We start from the raw sequence: 17,408 nt of genomic DNA, 5'->3' as shown, positions 1-17,408 counted from the left end.
GCGGTCACCCCCTCGTCGGTTCGCCCGCGCTCAGCTCCAGACGTTGCCCTGGTTCTGTCCGCGCGCCCCCTGCTGCCCCATGCCGAACTGCGCGGCGACCCCCTGCCCGATCTGCGCGTTCTGCGGCGGCAGCAGCTCACTGGGCTGGACCAGCGCGAAGCCGGAGCCCATGAAGCTCAGCTCCCAGCCCTCGCCGGTGCTGCCGCGGCGCCGCCAGACGCCGGAGGAGTGCGTCTGGGCCTGCATCTGCACCCGCAGCCCGGTGGACCAGGCCACGATCGCGTCGGCGTCGCAGTTGACGTACTTGTCGGGCGTGACCTGCATCAGCAGCGGCGCGCCCGAGGTCATCAGGGCGACCTTGCCGCGCCCGGTGATGTTGAGCTGGTACTTCCCGGAGCCGGAGATGCCGTACAGGCTGTCGACCGCGATGACCTCGTGGTGGAGTGAGGAGTCCATGGCGAGGACGTAGGAGCTGTCGACGGTCAGCCCGTCCTGCTCGACGTCCATGACGTGCACGTACTGGGCGAGGTTGGCGAGGTAGACGGTGCCCTGTCCGTGACAGCGCATCAGGTCCAGGCCCTCGCCGGTGTGCCTGCGCGCGCGTGCCTGGCCGTTGCTGCGGTACTCGGCGTCGAACTCGACCAGGCCCTGGTAGGCGACCATGGCCCCCTTGCGGGCGAGGAGGTCGTCGTGGCCCTCCAGGGTGACGCGGAGCATCTGCTTGTTCTGCAGGCTCCAGCGCTCCTGGGTCTGCTGGTCGTTGTGGGCGAAAAGCGGGCTCTGCATGATGTTCTGACTCCCCCTCAGCCCCGGAACCGAAGGCGGTCGGTGCTGTCCTCGCTGGGCTGGACGACGACGATGCCCTGGCCGGAGAAGGCCATCTGGTAGGCCTCGCCGCTGCCCCGGCCGATCAGCGACTGCGCCTTGAAGCTGCGCTTGCCCTTCACCTTCAGGTTCGGGGACCAGGCGACGAGCGCGTCCGGGTCGACGTACGTCTCGTCCTCGCCGCCGCCGCAGTCGACCACGATCGGCTTGCCCCGGGAGGTCAGCGCGACCCAGCCCTGCCCGGAGATCTTGGTGTTCCACAGGCCCTGTCCGGCGAACTTGGCGAGCCCCTTCACCCGCTCCACGCCCCAGCTGAGGTGGGCGTCGAAGGCGAGCAGGTTGGTGGCGTTGACCGAGATGCCGTCGCCGTTGAGGTTGATCACGACGACGTCGGCGCCGTAGTCGGCGAGGTAGAGCAGTCCGTCGCCGGAGCACTTCATCAGGGGTGCGCCCTCACCGGTCATCCAGTCGCGGGCGATCTGGCGGACGGCCGGCGGATTGGGCTCGTACTGGATGAAGCCCTCGTAGGCGACCATCGACCCCACGCGCGCGAGGAGGTCGCTGCCGGTCTGCATGGCGACCTTCAGCATGTGGCTGCCGTGGTTCTCCATGCGGGCGGTGACGGGTGCGGGGGCGTAGCCCGCGAGCGGCTGGTTCATGACGGGCTCCCTCAGACCTCGTACGGCTGGACGACGATGAAGTTGCCGGGAGCGCCCCGGAACTGCAGGTTGACGCTCTCGCCGGTGTCGCCCGGGTAGGCGTTGCGGCGCATCCGGACCTGGCTGGAGACGATCACCTGGGAGGCCGCCGACCAGGCGACCACCGCGTGGCAGTCGGCGAACGTCGTCGGTGTCACCGGCAGCACCACGGGGGTGCCGTGCGTCTTGACGACGATCGTGCCGGTGCCCTGGAACTGCATCGTGAACAGCGCGCCGCCGGGGATGCCGTGACCCTCGATGCGCCGGACCTCGTACTGGAGGCTCTCGTCGAAGGCGAGGACGTTCTCCGCCGAGACGCAGATCGCGTCGCCCTGGAGCTCGACGGGGTGCACGTGGGTGGAGTTCTCGGCGAGGAACACCTGGCCCTGGCCGGTGCAGCGCATCAGCTGCATCTCCTGGCCGGTCGCGTTGCCCACGATCCGCCCGGCGAACCCGGCGCCCTTGTAGCTGAAGTCGACCTTGCCCTGGTAGAGCACCATGCTGCCCTGCCGGGCCAGCACGGGCTGGCCGCCGACGCCGAGGTCGACGCGGATGAGCTTGGAGTTCTGCGGCGTCCAGCGCTGCCCGGTGGGCGTCTCCCTGAACTTCTGCAGCGCGGCCGTCACTCCGGCACCGCCCTGAGGGGCGCCCTGCGGGACGCCGTAACCGGCGGCCTGCTGGCCGGGGACCTGGCCGTACGGCGGCTGCTGCCCGTAACCCGGGGGCATGGGCGCGCCGGGCTGCCCGCCGTGGGAGGGCTGCTGGCCGTAGCCCGGAGGCATCGGGGCGCTGGGCTGACCCCCGTAAGGGGGTTGCGGCGGCTGACCGTAGGGCGCGGGAGCCGGGGCCGGGGGCGGGACGGTGCCGCCGGGGGGCGGGGTCAGGGGCGCGATGACCGTCGGCGCGCCGTGCACGTTCGGGGCGGGCGCCGGGGCCGGGGGCGGGGTGAAGCCCTGCAGGGCCGGAGGGGGCGTGGGCGCGGGTGCCGGCGCGGCGGGGGCGCCGAACGCGGGCGGGGCGGCTGCCTGGGCGGGCGGGGCGAAGCCGGGCGCGGCCATGGGCTGCGGCTGCTGCGAGGCGGCCGGCGCCTCCTCCTCCAGCACCTCGCCGCCGAAGTTCTTCAGCAGCGCGTCGAGACCGCCGTCGAAGCCCTGTCCGACCGCCGCGAACCGCCAGACGTCCTTGAAGTAGAAGTCGCCGAGCATGACGGCCCGCTCCGTGGAGAACTCCGAGCCGTCGAAGGAGTACCGCGCGACCTCCTCGCCACCGGCCACGATGCGCAGGTATCCGGGGCCGATCTGCGACATCTGCCCGGCACCGTCGACGGTCGCCGTGAAGGACAGCTTCCGGATGTCCGCCGGGACGCGGTCCAGGGTGACCCGGAACGACTCCGTGTCACCCGCCTGGGCGCCCAGCAGCTGGACGGACTCCTCCGGGGTCTTCGGCTGGTTGAAGAAGATGAAGTACCGGTCGTCCGAGAGGCGCTCGTCGGCGTCCAGACCGAAGCAGCTGATGTCGAAGGTCAGTCCGGGGGCGGAGATCTGCACGCCTACGTACAGATCGGTGCCCGTCGTCAGGTCACTGATCCTGGCCTTGTGGCCGCGTTGGAATTCCCTGGCCATGCGTTACGACCGTCCCCCATCCCGAATGCGAGTGCGTCGCGCCAGGCTAACCGCAAATTTCGGCAAAGGACGCGGCCGGTGCGAGTCGGTACAGACCCGGTACACAACCGGCCGCGCGCCCCGCGCGCGGTCCGGTCACTCGCCTCGCGCGCCGGGCACGTGCGGCAGCCGTCCGGCCGCCACCACCCCTTCGAGGTAGCCGCGGGCCCGCTCGGTACGCGGGTAGGACTCCAGCAGCCGCCAGAAGTCGGCCCCGTGACCGGGCACCAGCAGATGCGCCAGTTCATGGCAGAGGACGTAGTCGATGACGTACTCCGGCATCCCCTGCAGCCGGTGCGAGAGGCGGATGCTGCCCTCGGCCGGAGTGCACGAGCCCCAGCGCGTGTTCTGGTTGGTGACCCAGCGCACGGACGCGGGACGCGCCCGGCCGTCGAAGTACTGGGCCGACAGCCGCTCGGCACGCTCGGTCAGCTCGGCGTCGCCCAGCACCCGTTTGCTCTCCTGGGCGGCGAGCTTGGCGAGCATGAGGGTCACCCAGCGCTGCTCCTCCGCCTCGGACATCCGGGCGGGGATCAGCACGACGGTGCGATCGCCCTCGCGGTACGCGGAGACCGTCCGGCGGCGCCGGGTACTCCTGCGGACCTCGATCGCGCTCGCCCCCGAGCCGCTCGGCGGCTGGCTCGTCGTGCTGCGCTGTGGTTTTCCGGCGCTGTGCAGGGGGTCGGCGGGCACGCCCCGACGTTACCCGCTGGGACGGGCCGAAGTCCCGGCTCCGGGGCGCCCGGATACCGGTGGCCCACCATGTGTTTGATTTGTACGACCGATATGTCCGAGTGGCACCGCCGATCAGTACGACTAACACCCCCAGCCTGTGGACAACTTCGGACACCACTTCGGCACGGCCCGGCATGCTGGCGGGGGTCGGCGGAGCGTGACCGGCGCCACCGGCCCACGGGACACGGCCCGACCCGACCTGGCTGCGGGACGCTTGCCCACACGAGGAACAATTCAGGAGAATACGACGGACACGGGGGCTGTCATGCATCCGATGGTGAAACCCGCGCTGCGGCGCGGCTGGCGCGACCTCAACACCGTGCAGTTCGGGATGACCCCGGCGCACGCGATGACACTGGGACCGATGGACACGGCGACCGGCAGCTTCCTGGACCTGCTCAACGGCACCCGCGGCCTGCCCCTGCTGCGGGACGAGGGCCGGCGCATGGACCTGCCGGACGGCCAGGTCGACGCGCTGCTCGAGCGGCTGGCCCGGGCGGGCCTGCTCGACGACACACGCGGCGGCGGGCCGGCCGCCGACACCCTGCGGGAGCGGACGGACGTCCTGGAGCGGCTGCGCCCCGACCTCGCCTCGCTGTCCCTGACCACTCCGGAACCGGGCGGCGCGGTCGGCCGGCTCGCCGCCCGCGGCTCGCTGCGCGTGCAGGTGCGGGGTGCGGGGCGGGTCGGGGCCGTGCTGGCGTCGGTGCTGTCCGGGGCCGGGGTCGGGGAGGTCGACGTGCGCGATGTGGGACGCGTCGAACCGTGGGACGTGACCCCGGGCGGGCTCCCCGCCGACTCACTGCGCGAACGCCGGCAGGACGCGGCACGGGCGGCGGTCCGCCGTGCGGCCCCGGGCCGGCCCGCGCGCCGCACCCGCTCCGCCCGCGCAGCGGCCACCGGAACCGACGATCCCGGCCTCTCCCTCGTGATCCTCGCCCCACGGGACGACGTCGCCGTGCACGCGCCGGACCCGTTCGCCGCCGAACCGCTCATGGCCTCCGGCACTCCTCATCTCTACGCGGGGGTCGTGGAAGGGACGGGCGTCGTCGGGCCCCTCGTCCTGCCGGGCGGGACGAGCTGCGCGGGCTGTCTGCACCAGGACCGCACGGACCGCGACGAGGCCTGGCCCCGGCTGGTCGCCCAGTGGCGCTCCGGCAACGCCCGCCGGGTGGGGGCGTGTGACATGGCTCTCGCCACGGCCGTCGCCGGACTGGCCGCGGCCCACGCCCTCGCCTTCCTCGACGGGGAGTCGCCGTCCAGCGCGGGCACCCGCTGGGAGGCATCCCTACCGGGTCTGACCTGGCACTCCCGGCCGATCTGGCCGCACCCGGCATGCGGATGCGGGGCAGTGGAGAGAGGTGTGGGCAAGCACTCCTCCACGGACGGGGAGCCGCGCGAGACAATGGTGGTGCGACGGCCGTCGCCGGAGCAACGACGCGAGGCAGGCGCGTTGCGGCCGACTGGGACTTGGAGGGCGCATGTCTGATCTTCCGCGCAAGGCGGTCACCCGTACCGCCAAGCTCGCCGCGCTCCCGCTCGGCTTCGCCGGCCGGGCGACCTGGGGGCTGGGCAAGCGGATCGTGGGCGAGTCCGCGGAGATCGTCGGCCGGGAACTGCAACAGCGCACGGCTGAGCAGTTGTTCAAGGTCCTCGGCGAGCTCAAGGGCGGGGCCATGAAGTTCGGGCAGGCGATGTCCGTCTTCGAGTCCGCCCTGCCCGAGGAGATCGCCGGCCCCTACCGCGCGGCGCTCACCAAGCTCCAGGACGCGGCGCCGCCGATGCCGACCCGCACGGTCCACGCGGTGCTCGAGGAACGCCTGGGCGCGGAGTGGCGCGAGCTGTTCCTGGAGTTCGAGGACAAGCCGGCCGCCGCGGCCTCCATCGGGCAGGTCCACCGCGCGGTGTGGCACGACGGCCGCGAGGTGGCGGTCAAGGTGCAGTACCCGGGCGCGGGCGAGGCCCTGCTGTCCGATCTGACCCAACTCAGCCGCTTCGCTCGGCTGCTGGGGCCGCTGATCCCAGGCATGGACATCAAGCCCCTGATCGCGGAGATGCGGGACCGGGTCTCCGAGGAGCTGGACTACGCGCTGGAGGCGCAGGCCCAGCAGGCACACGCGGAGGAGTTCGCGGACGATCCGGACGTCGTGGTCCCGGCAGTGGTGCACCAGTGCGATCAGATCCTGGTCACGGAGTGGATCGACGGGATCCCGCTGTCGGAGATCATCAACGGCGGCACCGAGGAGCAGCGCGACCGGGCCGGCCAGCTCCTGGCCCGCTTCCTCTTCTCCGGCCCGGCCCGCACCGGTCTGCTGCATGCCGATCCGCACCCGGGCAACTTCCGTCTGCTGCCCGGCGGCCCGGACGGTGACGGCGAGTGGCGCCTGGGCGTGCTGGACTTCGGCACCGTGGACCGGCTCCCGGGCGGCCTGCCGGAGCCGATAGGCGTCTCGCTGCGGATGACCCTGGACGGCGAGGCGGACCCCGTCTACGAACTGCTGTGCACGGAGGGGTTCGTCAAGGAGTCCATAGAGCTGGACCCCGACGCGGTTCTCGACTACCTGATGCCGATCATCGAACCGGCCCGGGTCGAGGCGTTCACCTTCACCCGCTCGTGGATGCGCAGCCAGGCCGCCCGCATCGCCGACGTCCGCTCCCCCGCCTACCAGCTGGGCAAGCAGCTCAACCTGCCACCGGCCTACCTGCTGATCCACCGGGTGACGCTGAGCACCATCGGTGTGCTCTGCCAGCTCGGAGCCACGGTGCGGCTGCGTGAGGAGCTGGAGGAGTGGCTGCCCGGCTTCGTCCCCGCGGACGAACTGGACGAGGAGGAGCCGGCGGCGGAGGCGTGACGGCCGCAACGCACGGCGGGGGCCGGTCCGTTCGGACGGACCGGCCCCCGAGGTGAAGGTTTCGCCTCCCTGTGCCGGGAGGCCACCGCTTCAGGTGTGCTGGATCACTGCATGACGGCCATGGCCAGCGCACGGCGGGCGCGCATCGAGGCGCGCTCCGCCCGGCGCTGCATGCGGCGAGCGGTCGCCAGGCGCGCGGCCCGGCGTTCCTGCTCGGCGTCGTGCAGCATGTCGTGCATATGCGCACGAGCCAGGGCTTCTGGGATGAGTTGCATCTCTCGGGTCCTGTTCTGACGCGAGTCGGTCGCGCCGGTGGTGGTGAAGTCTGGGGTCGCGGAGCCTGCGGGCTCGCTGGTGGACGGCTTCATCGGGGCCTGCTTCTTGGGGTCGTGCGTGAGGGGACGGTCGATGGTTCCTGTGGTGTTCATGCTGTGACCGGGTTCTTGCGCGGGCGGCCACGCGGCCGCTTCCGGGCGACGACGACACCCTGGACGAACAGCTCGCCACCCCAGACGCCCCAGGGCTCACGCCGCTCCTTCGCCCCGGCGAGGCACGCCTCCATCAGCGGGCAGGTGCGGCAGAGGGACTTGGCGTACTCGACGTCGGCCGGCGACTCGGCGAAGAAGACCTCGGGGTCGTAGGAACGGCAGGGGACGGGTACGCCGAGGTTCTCGATGGCGTCGTCGAGCGCGGTGAGCGCGGTGAGCGGGATCAAGGTGGAGTCCTCCGTGAGGCCGGGCGGGGGGATCGTTCGTGAAGGCGGTACGGACGGGGCGTGCGCTTCGAGTTGCACGGTTCGGTCTTCCTCGTCTGGTCGTTCCGGCCTGTTGACCGGGCGTCGGCTTGGTACCGGGTTCTTTTCCTGTCCCGAGGCCCCTTCGCTCCGTCGTCCCCGTTCGGGGAAAACAGAAGGGCCGCGGATCCCGGGTGGGGTTCCGCGGCCCTGAAGGCGCCGGCCTGATCGACGATCAGGCTGGATCACTCCAGGGTTCTGGCCCACGGAAGGCCCACATCAGGTGGTGCTGCGTCGTCTGCTTCCGGAATCCGGCACCGGCCGCCGCAAAGGCATAGGCATGTGCCTGTGCCGCTACCGCTTCCAGTGCCTTCGTCGGTCGCTCATTGCGCTCACGGACGGGAAGGACCGCGAGAGCAGGGGAGGACGCCGGACGGACGGCACGAATGCCGGACAGACCGGTGCCCTGGTTCGAGGCGCCGAGCATGCACGTGGAGACGGCCGAGCGATCGGTCAGTTTGGCCGTGCTGATGATGGTCTCGATGCTGATCACTGGACTCGCCTCCTCTCGGCGTCTGGGGGGACCGGGGTGAACCGATCCGTTCGGATATGCAAGTACAACACGGAGTCAGGACCTTGGAGAAGGCCGCCGCTTCCGTGCCTAGAACCTATGGGGATTGCCGGGGCATGCGCAAACTATTTTTTCGACGAGTTGGCGTCAGTCGCGCCCGTCGCCCGACTCAATCTCCTGACCTGCGCAGATGGCCAGAACATCGGCTCCATAACGCTGCAGCTTGCGGGCACGGACACCAGGGATGCGGGAGAGCCCCGCGGGATCCTCCGGCCGCGCCTCGGCGATGGCCATCAGGGTGCGGTCGGTGAAGACGCAGAAGTCCGGCTGCCCGCTGCGTTGCGCCTGGACCGCACGCCACGCGCGCAGCCGCTCGTAGAGGCCCTCGTCCATGTCGGAGGGGCAGTCCTCGCAGCGCATCAGCTTCATCTCACCGGCGTCGGTGAGGGTGCGGCCGCAGACCCGGCACCGGGCCACGGTGCGCTGGGTGCGCCGGGGGACGGCCGGGGTGCTGACCGCCGCGCCGCGCTCGACGCCACCGCCGGCGGCGATGCCGGCGCGGCCGGCGGTGGCGGCGGTCCCGGGGCGCAGGCCGTCGAGGAAGCGGCTGGGCCTTCGGCTGGGGCGTCCGCCCGGTGCGCGGGACAGGGCCCAGGAGAGGTGGAGCCGCTCTCTGGCACGGGTCACACCGACGTAGAGGAGGCGGCGCTCCTCCTCGATCTGTTCGTCGGTCTTGGCGTAGGTGATCGGCACCATGCCCTCGGCGATGCCGACGAGGAAGACCACGTCCCACTCCAGGCCCTTGGCCGCGTGCAGGGAAGCCAGGGTGACGCCCTGGACGGTCGGGGCGTGCTGGGCGCCTGCTCGCTCGTCCAGTTCGGCGACGAAGTCGCCGAGGGTGGCACCGGGGCGGGCGACGGAGAGGTCGTGGGCGAGGTTGACCAGGGCGGCCAGGGACTCCCATCGCTCCCGGACGGCGCCGGAGCCGGCCGGGGGTGTGCTGGTCCAGCCCTCTCCGGACAGCACGGCGCGTACCTGCGAGGGCAGGTCGTCGACGTCGTCCAGCAGGGCGTCGTTGCCGCCGAAGCGGGCCGCGCCGCGCAGGGCCACGCTCGCCTTGCGGACCTCGGGCCGGTCGAAGAAGCGTTCGGCGCCACGCAGCTGGTAGGGGACTCCGGCGTCGGCGAGAGCCTGCTCGTAGGTCTCGGACTGGGAGTTGGTCCGGAACAGGACGGCGATCTCGGAGGCCGGGACACCGGCGTCGATGAGCCCCCGGATACGCCGGGCGGCGCCTTCGGCCTCGGCGGGCTCGTCGGTGTACTCGCTGTAGACGGGCTCGGGTCCGGGCGCGCGCTGGGAGACCAGTTCCAGCCGGTGGTCGGCGGCGCGGCCGTGGGCCTGCGTCAGCAGGCCGTTGGCGAGGTGGACGACCTGCGGGGTGGAGCGGTAGTCGCGGATCAGCTTGACGACCGTGGCACGTGGATGACGGGCGCGGAAGTCGAGGAGGTGGTCGGGCGTTGCTCCGGTGAACGAGTAGATCGTCTGGCTGGCGTCCCCGACGACGCAGAGGCTGTCGCGCTCGCCGAGCCAGAGTTCCAGGAGCCGCTGCTGGAGCGGGCTGACGTCCTGGTACTCGTCGACCACGAAGTGCTGGTACTGGGCGCGTACCTGTTCGGCGATGTCGTGCCGGTCCTGGAGGACGGCGACGGTCAGCAGCAGCACGTCCTCGAAGTCGATGACCGCGCGGTTCCGCTTGAGGTCCTCGTAGGCCGCGTAGACATGGGCGATCTCCGCCCGGTCGCGCGGCGCCTCCCGGCCGGCCTTCGCAGCCGCGTACGCGTAGTCGGCGGGGACGGTCTGGGTGACCTTGGACCATTCGATCTCGGCGGTGACGTCCCGCAGCTCGCCGCGGTCGAGGCGGAGGTTGCAGGCGGCGGCCGCGTCGGCGACGAGCTGGATCTTGCGGTCGACGAGCCGGGGCATCGAGCCGCCGACTGCTTTCGGCCAGAAGTACTGGAGCTGCCGCAGCGCCGCGGAGTGGAAGGTGCGGGCTTGGACACCCTGCGCGCCGAGCTGGCGCAGGCGTCCGCGCATCTCCCCGGCGGCACGGTTGGTGAAGGTGACGGCGAGCACGCTGGACGGCTGGAGGACGCCTGCCCGCACCCCGTAGGCGATGCGGTGGGTGATCGCGCGGGTCTTGCCGGTGCCCGCTCCGGCCAGGACGCACACCGGGCCGTGCAGGGCGGTGGCCACTTCGCGCTGCTCGGGGTCAAGGCCTTCGAGCACCGCGTCGGCCGTGTCCGGTACCTGCGGGAAGAGGGTGGAGTGCGTTGCTGCTGTCACATGGCCATGCTGCCAGGTCGCCCGGGACCGCTGTGCCGGTTGTCCACAGGCGGGGGCTCGCGGTCGTACTAATGCGGCAGGCATCACAGAGGCGGACGTGAGCGGCGGCACCCGGCGCACCGCGGCCCGGACCCGGGGCTGGGGAATGCCCGCCCCATCCCTTACGTTCTTCCCCTGGACGACCTTCCCCGAGCTGCCTGAGGAGCGCGAGAGACATGCAGGGCACTGTGACGATGTACAGCACGACTTGGTGTGGCTACTGCCGTCGGCTGAAGAGCCAGCTGGACCGCGAGGGCATCGCTTACACCGAGATCAACATCGAGCAGGACCCCGAGTCCGCCGCCTTCGTGGAGAAGGCGAACGGCGGAAATCAGACGGTCCCGACCGTCCGGGTGCTTCCCACCTCCGGTGGCAACGAGGTCGTGATGACGAACCCGAGCCTCGCCCAGGTCAAGCAGGCCCTCACCGCCTGACCCTCGCGCCGCACGACCCCCGACGGCCTCGATGGCCGGTCGGGGGTTTTGTGTGCCGCCCGACTCTCCGCTCGGCCGCGTCGATTCGCCGCCGAGCACGGTCACGACGCGCTCAGGGACGAGTTCTTCGAGGCCGCGAGGGAGGAGCGTCCCCCGCTCCCCCAGGAAGACGGGACCCCGCCTGCCTCGGCCGGCTGACGGGGTCATGGACGGTGGACCGCCCCGTGTCTCAGATGACGCTCCGCGTCGGCAGCGGCTTGCCGTACCACATCTCGATCAGGCGGGCGGCGATGGAGATGCCGTAGGGCGGCAGCACCTCGCCGGTCTCGAAGGCCGTGCACAGGTCCTCGCGGGAGAACCAGCGGGCCTCGTGGATCTCGTCGCCGTCGACGGTGATCTCGGTGGAGGTGGCACGGGCCATGAAGCCGAGCATGAGGCTGGACGGGAAGGGCCAGGGCTGGCTGGCCACGTACTCGACCGGACCGACGTGGACGCCGGCCTCCTCGAAGACCTCGCGGCGCACGGACTGCTCGATGGACTCGCCGGGCTCGACGAAACCGGCGAGCGTGGAGAAACGGCCCTCGGGCCAGTGGACCTGCCGGCCGAGCAGGATCCGGTCGTCCTCGTCGGTGACGGCCATGATCACGGCCGGGTCGGTGCGCGGGTAGTGCTCGGCGCCGCAGGCCGGGCAGCGGCGGATGTGGCCGGCGGCGGCGATGACCGTGCGCTCGCCGCAGCGGGAGCAGAAGCGGTGGGTGCGCTGCCAGTTCTCCAGGCCGACGGCGTGCACCATGAGGCCCGCGTCCCGCGGCGACAGCAGCAGTCCGGCCTCGCGCAGGCCCGCCGGGCGCGCGGACTGGTCGATACGACCGGGCAGGGCGTCCTTCTGGAGCGCGAAGTAGCTGACGCCTTCCTCGTCGTTGCCGAGGAAGTAGCGGTGGGCTTCGGTGAGCGGCGCCTCGAAGGAGGGGGTCATGACGAGTTCGGTACGGCCGTCGGGCGTCTCGTCGATGAGCACCTGGCCGCCGGAGACCACGAAGCAGCGGGTCGTGGGGTGGCTCCACGCCGCCGCGAGCCAGGCTTCGTCGAGCCGGTGGTGGGCGGCGCGGTCGATGCCGCTCGGGGCGGTCAGCGAGATGGGGCGGTCGGCGGTCTGGTCGGTCCAGGTGGTCACAGGTGCTTCCAACTCCCCCAGTGCAAGGTGCAACGGTTCGTTTCGGCGGGTGGTTCGGCGGACGTGGGGCGTGAGGGCACCGGGCCGGGCGCGGGCGGGGCGAGCGGGCGGTTCTTCCAGTGTGCCCCGCGCGCGGTGCCGTCCCGTACGGCGCTTGCCGGTCAGGGGGCGTGCCGCCAGTTCCCGGCGAGGTCGCCCCACAGGTAGGCGCTGGTCTCGACCCCCTTGAGGAGAAGGTCGAGCTCGACCTTCTCGTTGGGGGCGTGCCAGCCGTCGGAGGGGACGGAGATGCCGAGGAAGAGGACGGGGGCGCCGAGGACCTCCTGGAGGTCGGCGGCGGGGCCGGAGCCGCCCTCGCGGGTGTAGCGGACGGGCCCCTGGAAGGCGCGGCTCATGGCGCGGGCCACGGACTGCAGTGCGGGGTGGTCGAGGGGGGTCAGGCAGGGGCGGGTGGCGGAGCCGAAGTCGATCTCGTGCCGGATGCCCGCGGGCACCTGCTCGGAAGCCCAGGCGCGGACGGCCTTCTCGATGTGGTCGGGGTCCTGGCCGGCGACCAGGCGGAAGGAGAGCTTCACCGTGGCGGAGGACGGGATGATCGTCTTGCTGCCGGGGCCCTGGTAGCCGCCGCCGATGCCGTTGACCTCGGCGGTGGGGCGGGCCCAGATGCGTTCCAGGGTGGTGTGTCCGGCCTCGCCGTGGGCGGCGCGCGACTTGGCGGTGCGCAGCCACGTCGCCTCGTCGAAGGGGAGCTGGGCGAACAGCTCGCGTTCGCGGTCGGTCAGCTCGACGATGCCGTCGTAGAAGCCGGGGACGGCCACGCGCGCGTGCTCGTCGTGCAGTGCGGCGACCAGGCGGGCCGCGGCGGTGGCGGGGTTGGGTACGGCACCGCCGAAGGAGCCGGAGTGGATGTCCTGGTCGGGGCCGTACAGGCGGATCTCGCACTCGGCGAGGCCGCGCATGCCGGTGCAGACGGTCGGGGTGTCCTCGGACCACATGCCGGTGTCGGAGACGATGACGGCGTCGGCGGCGAGCCGTTCGGCGTGCTCCTCCACGAGGCCGCGGAAGTGCGGGGAGCCGGACTCCTCCTCGCCCTCGATCAGGAGTTTGAGGTTGACCGCGGGGGCGGTGCGGCCGGTGGCGGCGAGGTGGGCACGGACACCGAGTGTGTGGAAGAACACCTGGCCCTTGTCGTCGGCGGCCCCGCGCGCGTGGAGGCGGTTCCCGCGGACGACGGGCTCGAAGGGCTCGCTGTCCCAGCCGTCCTCGAGGGCGGCGGGCTGCACGTCGTGGTGGCCGTAGACGAGGACCGTGGGTGCCTGGGGGTCACCGGAGGGCCATTCGGCGAAGACGGCCGGGGCGCCCGGGGTCGGCCAGACCTCGGCGGTCGGGAAGCCGGTCTCCCTGAGCTTGGCGGCGAGCCAGTCGGCGCTGCGCCGTACATCGGGTGCGTGCTCGGGCTGGGCCGACACGGAGGGGATGCGCAGCCATGCGGTGAGGTCGTCGAGGAAGGCGGCGCTGTGCTCTTCGATGTACGTACGGACGGCGCTGTCCGGGGTCTGGCTCATGCTCACGAGCCTATCGGCCCGCGGGGGCATCCTCGGCGGGCGGTTCGTCACACTCGGGTGCCCTCGGCCGCCTCTCGCGGGTGGTCCGGGTGATCGTCGGTGAGCAGTCGTTCCAGGGCGGCGCGGTCCGGCAGGGCCTCGGGGCGTACCACCTCGCCGGTGCGTACGTACAGGAAGGCGGCCGTGACCGAGTCGGGCGGTACGCCCTGCTGCTCGGCCCAGGCGAGCCGGTACACGGCGAGCTGGAGGGGGTCGGCGGTGTGGGCGCGGTGGGTCTTCCAGTCGAGGATCTCGTAGGTGGCCCGGTCGCCGTCGCCGTTCTTGTAGACGGCGTCGATGCGGCCGCGTACGACCCGGCCGGCGAGGGTGAGCTGGAAGGGGGCCTCGATCCGCCAGGGGGTGCGGTGGGCGTACTCGGTGCGTTCGAAGGCCTCCTTGAGGGCTTCGAGGTCGCGTTCGTCGGTGATCTCGGCCTCGCTGCCGGGCAGCTCGTCCGGTTCGAGCATGGGCAGGGTGAGTTCCTCGAAGCGGGCTTCGACCCAGGCGTGGAAGCGGGTGCCCCGGCGCGCGGCGGGTTGCGGAGGCTGTGGCATGGGGCGCGCGAGTTCCTGTGCGAGCCCGTCGGGGTCCTGGGCGAGGCGCATCAGCTGGGACGCGGTGAGGGTGGCCGGCAGGGGGACGTCGGTGATGCCGCGGCGGGCGCGCAGCAGCTCGCCGGTGAGCGCGTCGAGGTCGCGGTCCCAGGAGGCGATGGCGCGGGCCTCCTCGGGTGTGACAGGGGTCTCGTCCGGGGGGTGGGGTGCGGGGAGCGCGGGCCCTGCGGGGCGGGTGTGCTCTCGGCGGTGGGTCCGCTCGTCGGGGGCGGGCGCCTGGTGGGGGACGGCCGGCCGGCCGGCGGTCCAGGAGTCCCAGCCGCCGGGCTCCTCCGGGGAGGGCGCGTGCTCGTCGTACGCGGATTCCGCCTCGCGGGGCATCTCGTCGCCGTGGGGGTCCTCGCCGTACGGGTCGTCGTGCAGGAAGTCCTCGTCGTACGGGAAGTCCTCGTCGTCCGGCGGTGTCGGCCAGTCCGGGTCGTCGAGGGTGCCGGGGCCGTGGTCGTCGGGCGGCCGGGTGTGCTGCCGGGCGGCCAGGGCGTCCAGGTGGGCGCGGACGGTGCCGGCGGCCGCGCGGCGCCGGGCCAGGGCGGTGTCGTCCAGCGGCAGCGGCCACGCCTGTTCGGCGCCGGCCGTGTGGAGCGCCGGGTTCTCCTCGTCCTCGGCCGGTTCGTCGGCCCAGGCCTCGATATCGCCGTGGCCGGCGGCGCAGTGGTCGTGCAGGGCCCGGAGGAAGTCGGAGGGCCCGCGCGGCTTCTTCTGGCTGGGCCCCCACCAGTGGCCGGAGCCGATGAGCAGGGAGCGGGGGCGGGTGAAGGTGACGTATCCGAGGCGGAGTTCCTCGGTGTGCTGGTGTTCCTTCATGGCCTCGTGGAAGGCCTTCATGCCCCGGGAGTCCCAGGAGCCGATGTCGGGCAGGGTGTCGGTGTCGCCGCGCAGGGCGTGCGGCAGCACCTTGGCCTGCGCGGTCCACTTCTCGCGGCCCTGGGCGCTCGGGAAGGTGCCGTTCACCAGTCCGGGGACCACCACGACGTCCCACTCCAGTCCTTTGGACTTGTGCGCGGTGAGCACCTTGACGGTGTTCTCGCCGCCGGGCAGGGCGTTGTCGAGGCCTTTCTCGTACTGGGCGGCGGTGCGCAGGTAGCCGAGGAAGGCCAGCAGGGTTGCCTCGCCGTCGCCGGCCGCGAAGGAGGCGGCGATGTCGAGGAAGTTGGACAGGGTCTCGCGGCGGCGCGCGGCGAGCGCGTGCGGGGAGGCGGACAGCTCCACTTCCAGGCCGGTGACGGCGAGGACGCGGTGCAGGACGTCCATGAGCGGGTCGGACAGGGAGCGGCGCAGGTCACGAAGTTCTCTGGCGAGGTAGGCGAAGCGCACGCGCGCGTCCGGGGAGAACGGCAGTGTGTCGTCGTCCCGCTCGTCCTCGTGCAGAGGTGACTCCAGGAACGTGTCCAGGGCGTCAGCGAGCGATATCACCTCGGAGGGGTCGGTTCCCTCGACGGCCTCGGCGAGCCTGCGGTCGGGGTCGTCGGTGCCGTCCGCGCGCGCGTGGGCGACCAGCCGGCGGGCGCGGCGGCCGAGGAGGGCGAGGTCGCGGGGGCCGATCCGCCAGCGGGGGCCGGTGAGCAGGCGGACCAGGGATGCGTTGGCTCCGGGGTCCTGGAGGACTTCGCAGACGGCGACGAGGTCGGCGATCTCGGGCAGGTGCAGCAGCCCGGAGAGACCGACCACCTCGACGGGGATGTCACGGGCGACGAGGGCGCCCTGGATCTCGGCGAAGTCGGTGGCCGTGCGGCACAGCACGGCGATCTCGCCGGGCGCCCTGCCGGTGCGGACGAGGTGGGCGATGGAGTCGGCGATCCATTCGGTCTCCTCGGCGTGGGTGCGCAGCAGGGCGCAGCGGACCGTGCCGTCGTGCTCGGCGCCGGGGGCGGGGCGGAGGGCCTCCACGCCCGCGTGCATGGCGCGCAGTGGTTCGGCGAGGCCGTTGGCGAGGTCGAGGAGGCGGCCGCCGCTGCGGCGGTTCTCGCTGAGCGCCTGGCGGGTGGCGGGGTGGCCGTCGCGGCGGGCGAAGTGCTCGGGGAAGTCGTCGAGGTTGGCGACCGAGGCGCCGCGCCAGCCGTAGATGGCCTGGCAGGGGTCGCCGACGGCGGTCACGGGGTGGCCGGTGCCGCCGCCGAACAGGCCCGACAGCAGGACGCGCTGGGCGACGGAGGTGTCCTGGTACTCGTCCAGGAGCACGACGCGGAACTCCTCGCGCAGCAGGCGGCCCACCTCGGGGACGCCGGCGAGGCGGGCGGACAGTGCGATCTGGTCGCCGAAGTCGAGCAGGTCGCGTTCGCGTTTGGCGGCCCGGTAGCGCAGGACCAGGCCGGCCAGTTCGCGGCGGGCGGCCGCGGTTTCGGGGACCTTGCGCAGATCGGCGTTGGTGAGCTTGGCGTCGGCCAGGGTGTGCAGCAGGCCGGCGTCCCAGGCGCGCAGTTCCCCGGGTTCGACGAGGTGTTCGGCGAGTTCGGAGTCGAGGGTGAGCAGGTCGCTGACGAGGTCGGCGAACGAGCGGGTGAGCGCGGGGTAGGTGCCGGGGGCTTCGCGCAGTACGCGCGCGGCGAGCTGGTAGCGGGTGGCGTCGGCGAGCAGCCGGGTGGTGGGTTCGAGCCCGATGCGCAGACCGTGGTCGGTCAGCAGCCGGCCGGCGAAGGCGTGGTAGGTCGAGATGACCGGCTCGCCCGGCGGGTTGTCCGGGTCCGGCCACGCGGGATCGGCGGACGGCGCCGTCGGCGAGGGGTGCCGGCCGGGCGACGGGAGGGCGTCGGGGTCGGTGACGCCGGCTTTGATCAGCGCCGTGCGGACGCGTTCTGCGAGTTCGCCCGCGGCCTTGTTGGTGAAGGTCAGGCCGAGCACCTGTTCGGGGGCGACCTGGCCGGTGCCGACCAGCCAGACCACGCGGGCCGCCATCACCGTGGTCTTGCCCGAGCCGGCTCCGGCCACGATCACCTGCGGGGCGGGCGGCGCGGTGATGCAGGCCGTCTGCTCCGGGGTGAACGGGATACCGAGGAGCTCTTTGAGCTGTTCGGGGTCGGTGATACGGGCGGGCATGTCGTCAGAGGCTAGCGCCGGGCACTGACAACCGGGGACGCGTCGGCCGCCCGGGCAGGAGGAACCGCAGGTCAGCGTATGTGGTGCCGTGC

14 protein-coding genes are annotated in these 17,408 nt (G+C 72.3%); 3 read left to right on the top strand and 11 right to left on the bottom strand.

Annotated elements, in window-relative coordinates; all coding sequences use genetic code 11:
* Positions 1-30: 30 nt before the first annotated feature.
* From ABZ478_RS05915 to ABZ478_RS05900, 4 genes are all read right to left on the bottom strand, one after another.
* Positions 31-786, bottom strand: coding sequence for an AIM24 family protein (locus ABZ478_RS05915; RefSeq protein WP_359545682.1), 756 nt, complete (start codon positions 784-786; stop codon positions 31-33).
* Positions 787-803: 17 nt separating this feature from the next.
* Positions 804-1,484: an AIM24 family protein gene (locus tag ABZ478_RS05910; RefSeq protein WP_359545680.1), complete on the bottom strand. Its 681-nt coding sequence runs from the start codon at positions 1,482-1,484 to the stop codon at positions 804-806.
* Between the two features lie 11 nt (positions 1,485-1,495).
* Positions 1,496-3,145 (bottom strand): TerD family protein, encoded by a 1,650-nt coding sequence (locus tag ABZ478_RS05905; protein WP_359545678.1) that lies wholly within the window; start codon positions 3,143-3,145, stop codon positions 1,496-1,498.
* Between the two features lie 135 nt (positions 3,146-3,280).
* Positions 3,281-3,877 (bottom strand): M48 family metallopeptidase, encoded by a 597-nt coding sequence (locus ABZ478_RS05900; protein ID WP_358927531.1) that lies wholly within the window; start codon positions 3,875-3,877, stop codon positions 3,281-3,283.
* A 307-nt stretch (positions 3,878-4,184) separates the two neighbouring features.
* On the opposite strand from ABZ478_RS05900, the gene ABZ478_RS05895 reads away from it, so the two are divergent.
* Positions 4,185-5,408, top strand: coding sequence for a TOMM precursor leader peptide-binding protein (locus ABZ478_RS05895; RefSeq protein ID WP_359545676.1), 1,224 nt, complete (start codon positions 4,185-4,187; stop codon positions 5,406-5,408).
* Positions 5,401-6,771, top strand: a complete 1,371-nt coding sequence (locus ABZ478_RS05890) for an AarF/ABC1/UbiB kinase family protein (protein ID WP_359545674.1) — start codon at positions 5,401-5,403, stop codon at positions 6,769-6,771. Before ABZ478_RS05895 ends, ABZ478_RS05890 begins: the two co-directional genes overlap by 8 nt.
* 104 nt (positions 6,772-6,875) lie before the next feature.
* Here ABZ478_RS05890 and ABZ478_RS05885 read toward each other — a convergent pair whose 3' ends face one another.
* The 4 genes from ABZ478_RS05885 to ABZ478_RS05870 all read right to left on the bottom strand — a co-directional run bounded on the left by ABZ478_RS05885 (position 6,876) and on the right by ABZ478_RS05870 (position 10,418).
* Positions 6,876-7,199 carry a hypothetical protein gene (locus tag ABZ478_RS05885; RefSeq protein ID WP_359545672.1) on the bottom strand — a complete coding sequence of 108 codons (324 nt, stop codon included), beginning with the start codon at positions 7,197-7,199 and terminating at the stop codon, positions 6,876-6,878.
* The gene (locus ABZ478_RS05880) at positions 7,196-7,564 is read right to left on the bottom strand and encodes a WhiB family transcriptional regulator (protein ID WP_250403421.1); all 369 of its coding nucleotides are present in this window, start codon (positions 7,562-7,564) and stop codon (positions 7,196-7,198) included. Before ABZ478_RS05880 ends, ABZ478_RS05885 begins: the two co-directional genes overlap by 4 nt.
* A 175-nt stretch (positions 7,565-7,739) precedes the next feature.
* A complete protein-coding gene (locus tag ABZ478_RS05875; RefSeq protein WP_359545670.1) occupies positions 7,740-8,057 on the bottom strand; it encodes a hypothetical protein in 318 nt (105 codons plus the stop codon).
* Positions 8,058-8,222: 165 nt separating this feature from the next.
* Entirely contained in the window at positions 8,223-10,418 is a 2,196-nt protein-coding gene (locus tag ABZ478_RS05870) for an ATP-dependent DNA helicase UvrD2 (protein WP_359545669.1), read from the bottom strand.
* A gap of 215 nt (positions 10,419-10,633) precedes the next feature.
* Here ABZ478_RS05870 and ABZ478_RS05865 point away from each other — a divergent pair, with 215 nt between their 5' ends.
* Positions 10,634-10,891 (top strand): mycoredoxin, encoded by a 258-nt coding sequence (locus ABZ478_RS05865; protein WP_358927525.1) that lies wholly within the window; start codon positions 10,634-10,636, stop codon positions 10,889-10,891.
* A 229-nt stretch (positions 10,892-11,120) separates the two neighbouring features.
* Here the strand turns inward: ABZ478_RS05865 and nudC are convergent, their stop codons facing one another.
* The 3 genes from nudC to ABZ478_RS05850 form a co-directional block, all read right to left on the bottom strand.
* Entirely contained in the window at positions 11,121-12,065 is a 945-nt protein-coding gene (gene nudC / locus ABZ478_RS05860; protein ID WP_359545667.1) for an NAD(+) diphosphatase, read from the bottom strand.
* 161 nt (positions 12,066-12,226) lie between these two features.
* On the bottom strand, positions 12,227-13,630 hold the full coding sequence (locus ABZ478_RS05855; RefSeq protein ID WP_359545665.1) for a dipeptidase: 1,404 nt from the start codon (positions 13,628-13,630) through the stop codon (positions 12,227-12,229).
* A 47-nt stretch (positions 13,631-13,677) separates the two neighbouring features.
* A complete protein-coding gene (locus ABZ478_RS05850) occupies positions 13,678-17,316 on the bottom strand; it encodes an ATP-dependent DNA helicase (RefSeq protein WP_359545663.1) in 3,639 nt (1,212 codons plus the stop codon).
* Positions 17,317-17,408 lie beyond the last annotated feature (92 nt).

The sequence above is a fragment of the Streptomyces sp. NPDC005706 genome (assembly GCF_040631045.1).
Taxonomy (GTDB): Bacteria; Actinomycetota; Actinomycetes; order Streptomycetales; family Streptomycetaceae; genus Streptomyces.
The sequence above is the reverse complement of the archived record's forward strand: the minus strand, read 5'-3'. Positions and strand labels throughout refer to the sequence as shown.